Genomic DNA, 5,525 nt, shown 5'->3' with positions numbered 1-5,525 from the left:
GGTGCGTCCGATCTTTGAGAACTCAACAGCGTGCACTTGTCAAATGCCAAATTTATTTCTCTGTCGACCAGTTTTCTGGTTGGTGGGGGTCTTTTTTGGATCAATTCATGGATGTCAGTTTGATATTCGTTTTTGGTCATGGTTGAACTCGCTGCTTGTGACCTGTTTTCCCGGGTTGTGGGTGGTATTCATTTTTTATGGAGAGTTTGATCCTGGCTCAGGATGAACGCTGGCGGCGTGCTTAACACATGCAAGTCGAACGGTGAAGCCCAGCTTGCTGGGTGGATCAGTGGCGAACGGGTGAGTAACACGTGAGCAACCTGCCCTGGACTCTGGGATAAGCGCTGGAAACGGCGTCTAATACTGGATATGAACCACGAAGGCATCTTCAGTGGTTGGAAAGATTTTTCGGTCTGGGATGGGCTCGCGGCCTATCAGCTTGTTGGTGAGGTAATGGCTCACCAAGGCGTCGACGGGTAGCCGGCCTGAGAGGGTGACCGGCCACACTGGGACTGAGACACGGCCCAGACTCCTACGGGAGGCAGCAGTGGGGAATATTGCACAATGGGCGGAAGCCTGATGCAGCAACGCCGCGTGAGGGATGACGGCCTTCGGGTTGTAAACCTCTTTTAGCAAGGAAGAAGCTTTTGTGACGGTACTTGCAGAAAAAGCGCCGGCTAACTACGTGCCAGCAGCCGCGGTAATACGTAGGGCGCAAGCGTTATCCGGAATTATTGGGCGTAAAGAGCTCGTAGGCGGTTTGTCGCGTCTGCTGTGAAATCCCGAGGCTCAACCTCGGGCCTGCAGTGGGTACGGGCAGACTAGAGTGCGGTAGGGGAGATTGGAATTCCTGGTGTAGCGGTGGAATGCGCAGATATCAGGAGGAACACCGATGGCGAAGGCAGATCTCTGGGCCGTAACTGACGCTGAGGAGCGAAAGGGTGGGGAGCAAACAGGCTTAGATACCCTGGTAGTCCACCCCGTAAACGTTGGGAACTAGTTGTGGGGTCCTTTCCACGGATTCCGTGACGCAGCTAACGCATTAAGTTCCCCGCCTGGGGAGTACGGCCGCAAGGCTAAAACTCAAAGGAATTGACGGGGACCCGCACAAGCGGCGGAGCATGCGGATTAATTCGATGCAACGCGAAGAACCTTACCAAGGCTTGACATACACGAGAACACCCTAGAAATAGGGGACTCTTTGGACACTCGTGAACAGGTGGTGCATGGTTGTCGTCAGCTCGTGTCGTGAGATGTTGGGTTAAGTCCCGCAACGAGCGCAACCCTCGTTCTATGTTGCCAGCACGTAATGGTGGGAACTCATGGGATACTGCCGGGGTCAACTCGGAGGAAGGTGGGGATGACGTCAAATCATCATGCCCCTTATGTCTTGGGCTTCACGCATGCTACAATGGCCGGTACAAAGGGCTGCAATACCGTGAGGTGGAGCGAATCCCAAAAAGCCGGTCCCAGTTCGGATTGAGGTCTGCAACTCGACCTCATGAAGTCGGAGTCGCTAGTAATCGCAGATCAGCAACGCTGCGGTGAATACGTTCCCGGGTCTTGTACACACCGCCCGTCAAGTCATGAAAGTCGGTAACACCTGAAGCCGGTGGCCCAACCCTTGTGGGGGGAGCCGTCGAAGGTGGGATCGGTAATTAGGACTAAGTCGTAACAAGGTAGCCGTACCGGAAGGTGCGGCTGGATCACCTCCTTTCTAAGGAGCACCTCGACCCGTAAGGGTTGCAGGAACCTCAGCAGAGCGAATGTCTCTGCGGGGGCTCGTGGGTGGAACATTTGACATGGCATCAGCGCAGCTGGTTCCTACTAGTACGCCGCGTCCTCTTTCGGGGGTGTGGTTGGAGGGTGGGGGTCTGTGAGCGGGGTGCCTGCACGCTGTTGGGTCCTGAGGGACCGGACGCTGCTCCTGCCGGTTGGTGGGAGTGGGTGTTTCTTCCTCTGGGCCTCCTGGTTGCCGGCTGTTGTCGGTGGTGGGGGGTGCCGCCCGTACTTTGAGAACTACACAGTGGACGCGAGCATCTTCAAGATGACCTTTCGGGGTTGTCTTGTGTAGATGATCTTAAAGATCATTAGTCAATTTCAGCCCGGACTTCGGTTCGGGTTCGATTCTTGATGAACTCATGTGATTTCAAGTCTTTAAGAGCAAACGGTGGATGCCTTGGCATCTGGAGCCGAAGAAGGACGTAGCAATCTGCGATAAGCCTCGGGGAACTGATAAGCAAGTTTTGATCCGAGGGTGTCCGAATGGGGAAACCCCGCTGGGCGGCGTGCCGACCTAGTGACTCCCGCCTGAATATATAGGGCGGGTAGAGGGAACGTGGGGAAGTGAAACATCTCAGTACCCACAGGAAGAGAAAACAACCGTGATTCCGTGAGTAGTGGCGAGCGAAATCGGATCAGGCTAAACCTCATGTGTGTGAGAGCCGGCAGGCGTTGCATGTGGGGGGTTGCGGGACTTTCCTGACCATTCTGCCGAGTGGTCGACGTGACAGAAGCGTATAGACGAACCGTCTTGAAAGGCGGGCCAGAGTGGGTGCCAGCCCCGTAGTCGAAATGCGTGTTCTGACGTGGAGAGTATCCCAAGTAGCACGGGGCCCGAGAAATCCCGTGTGAATCTGTCAGGACCACCTGATAAGCCTAAATACTCCCAGATGACCGATAGCGGACAAGTACCGTGAGGGAAAGGTGAAAAGTACCCCGGGAGGGGAGTGAAATAGTACCTGAAACCGTTTGCTTACAAACCGTTGGAGCACCCCTGGTAGGTGTGACAGCGTGCCTTTTGAAGAATGAGCCTGCGAGTTAGCGATATGTGGCGAGGTTAACCCGGGTGGGGTAGCCGTAGCGAAAGCGAGTCTGAATAGGGCGATTCAGTCGCATGTCCTAGACCCGAAGCGAAGTGATCTATCCATGGCCAGGCTGAAGCGACGGTAAGACGTCGTGGAGGGCCGAACCCACTTAGGTTGAAAACTGAGGGGATGAGCTGTGGATAGGGGTGAAAGGCCAATCAAACTTCGTGATAGCTGGTTCTCTCCGAAATGCATTTAGGTGCAGCGTTGCGTGTTTCTTGCCGGAGGTAGAGCTACTGGATGGCCGATGGGCCCTACAAGGTTACTGACGTCAGCCAAACTCCGAATGCCGGTAAGTGAGAGCGCAGCAGTGAGACTGTGGGGGATAAGCTTCATAGTCGAGAGGGAAACAACCCAGACCACCATCTAAGGTCCCTAAGCGCGTGCTAAGTGGGAAAGGATGTGGAGTTGCTTAGACAACCAGGAGGTTGGCTTAGAAGCAGCCACCCTTGAAAGAGTGCGTAATAGCTCACTGGTCAAGTGATTCCGCGCCGACAATGTAACGGGGCTCAAGCACGCCACCGAAGTTGTGGCATTGACATTATTGGTAGGCCTTCGTGGTCCAGCCGTGTTGATGGGTAGGAGAGCGTCGTGTGGCGAGTGAAGCGGCGGGGTGACCCAGCCGTGGACGCTACACGAGTGAGAATGCAGGCATGAGTAGCGAAAGACGTGTGAGAAACACGTCCTCCGAAAGACCAAGGGTTCCAGGGTCAAGCTAATCTTCCCTGGGTAAGTCGGGACCTAAGGCGAGGCCGACAGGCGTAGTCGATGGACAACGGGTTGATATTCCCGTACCGGCGAAGAACCGCCCCAACCAATCCAGTAGTGCTAAGTGTCTGAATCCCACTGACGGATCCCTTCGGGGTGATGCGGTGGGCCTAGCGCACGACCCCATGCTGAGGCGGTTAGCGTATTAACAGGTGTGACGCAGGAAGGTAGCCCATCCCGGGCGATGGTTGTCCCGGGGCAAGTGCGTAGGCCGGGGGATAGGCAAATCCGTCCCTCATTCAGGCTGAGACACGATGCGGATGAAAAGTGGGTGATCCTATGCTGCCAAGAAAAGCATCGACGCGAGGTTCTAGCCGCCCGTACCCCAAACCGACTCAGGTGGTCAGGTAGAGAATACCAAGGAGATCGAGAGAATCGTGGTTAAGGAACTCGGCAAAATGCCCCCGTAACTTCGGGAGAAGGGGGGCCATCCACTTATATGAGCTTGCCTCAAAAAGGGTGTGGTGGCCGCAGAGACTAGTGGGTAGCGACTGTTTACTAAAAACACAGGTCCGTGCCAAGTCGCAAGACGATGTATACGGACTGACGCCTGCCCGGTGCTGGAAGGTTAAGAGGACGGGTCAGCCGCAAGGCGAAGCTCAGAATTTAAGCCCCAGTAAACGGCGGTGGTAACTATAACCATCCTAAGGTAGCGAAATTCCTTGTCGGGTAAGTTCCGACCTGCACGAATGGCGTAACGACTTCCCAACTGTCTCAACCGCGAACTCGGCGAAATTGCATTACGAGTAAAGATGCTCGTTACGCGCAGCAGGACGGAAAGACCCCGTGACCTTTACTACAGCTTGGTATTGGTGTTCGGTGTGGCTTGTGTAGGATAGGTGGGAGACTGTGAAGCGGATACGCCAGTATTCGTGGAGTCGTTGTTGAAATACCACTCTGGTCACTCTGGATGTCTAACTTCGAACCGTAATCCGGTTCAGGGACAGTGCCTGGTGGGTAGTTTAACTGGGGCGGTTGCCTCCCAAAAAGTAACGGAGGCGCCCAAAGGTTCCCTCAACCTGGTTGGCAATCAGGTGGCGAGTGTAAGTGCACAAGGGAGCTTGACTGTGAGACTGACAGGTCGAGCAGGGACGAAAGTCGGGACTAGTGATCCGGCAGTGGCTTGTGGAAGCGCTGTCGCTCAACGGATAAAAGGTACCTCGGGGATAACAGGCTGATCTTGCCCAAGAGTCCATATCGACGGCATGGTTTGGCACCTCGATGTCGGCTCGTCGCATCCTGGGGCTGGAGTAGGTCCCAAGGGTTGGGCTGTTCGCCCATTAAAGCGGTACGCGAGCTGGGTTTAGAACGTCGTGAGACAGTTCGGTCCCTATCCGCTGCGCGCGTAGGAAGTTTGAGAGGATCTGACCCTAGTACGAGAGGACCGGGTTGGACGAACCTCTGGTGTGCCAGTTGTACTGCCAAGTGCACCGCTGGTTAGCTACGTTCGGGATGGATAACCGCTGAAAGCATCTAAGCGGGAAGCCGGCCTCAAGATGAGACTTCCATACCCTTCGGGGTGAGAGGCTCCCAGCCAGACTACTGGGTTGATAGGCCAGATGTGGAAGCGCAGCAATGCGTGCAGCTGACTGGTACTAATAAGCCGATGACTTGATAACACACCGTTCCATGGTGCTTGCGTCCACTGAGTGGTTCCCGATGTACGGTCGGGAATCTGACAACAACATATTGTGCTTGTCGTTGACTGAAACATCGAAAGAGTTTCGGCGGCCATAGCGAGAGGGAAACGCCCGGTCACATTCCGAACCCGGAAGCTAAGCCTCTCAGCGCCGATGGTACTGCAGGGGGGACCCTGTGGGAGAGTAGGACACCGCCGGACACCCATTACACGGAATGGCCACCCAACGCAGGGTGGCCATTCCGCGTTAA

The 5,525-nt window shown here is 55.3% G+C and carries 3 rRNA genes; all 3 read left to right on the top strand.

The window, feature by feature from the left end:
* Positions 1-194: 194 nt before the first annotated feature.
* The 3 genes from ACZBH1_RS17500 (at position 195) to rrf (ending at position 5,475) form a co-directional block, all read left to right on the top strand.
* Positions 195-1,717: ribosomal RNA gene (locus ACZBH1_RS17500) — 16S ribosomal RNA — on the top strand.
* 430 nt (positions 1,718-2,147) lie between these two features.
* Positions 2,148-5,254: ribosomal RNA gene (locus ACZBH1_RS17495) — 23S ribosomal RNA — on the top strand.
* A gap of 104 nt (positions 5,255-5,358) precedes the next feature.
* Positions 5,359-5,475: ribosomal RNA gene (gene rrf / locus ACZBH1_RS17490) — 5S ribosomal RNA — on the top strand.
* Together the 16S, 23S and 5S rRNA genes form the textbook arrangement of a ribosomal RNA operon.
* Positions 5,476-5,525 lie beyond the last annotated feature (50 nt).

This window comes from Microbacterium sp. ZXT2-5 (genome assembly GCF_055329545.1).
This window is presented reverse-complemented; position numbering and strand designations above follow the sequence as displayed.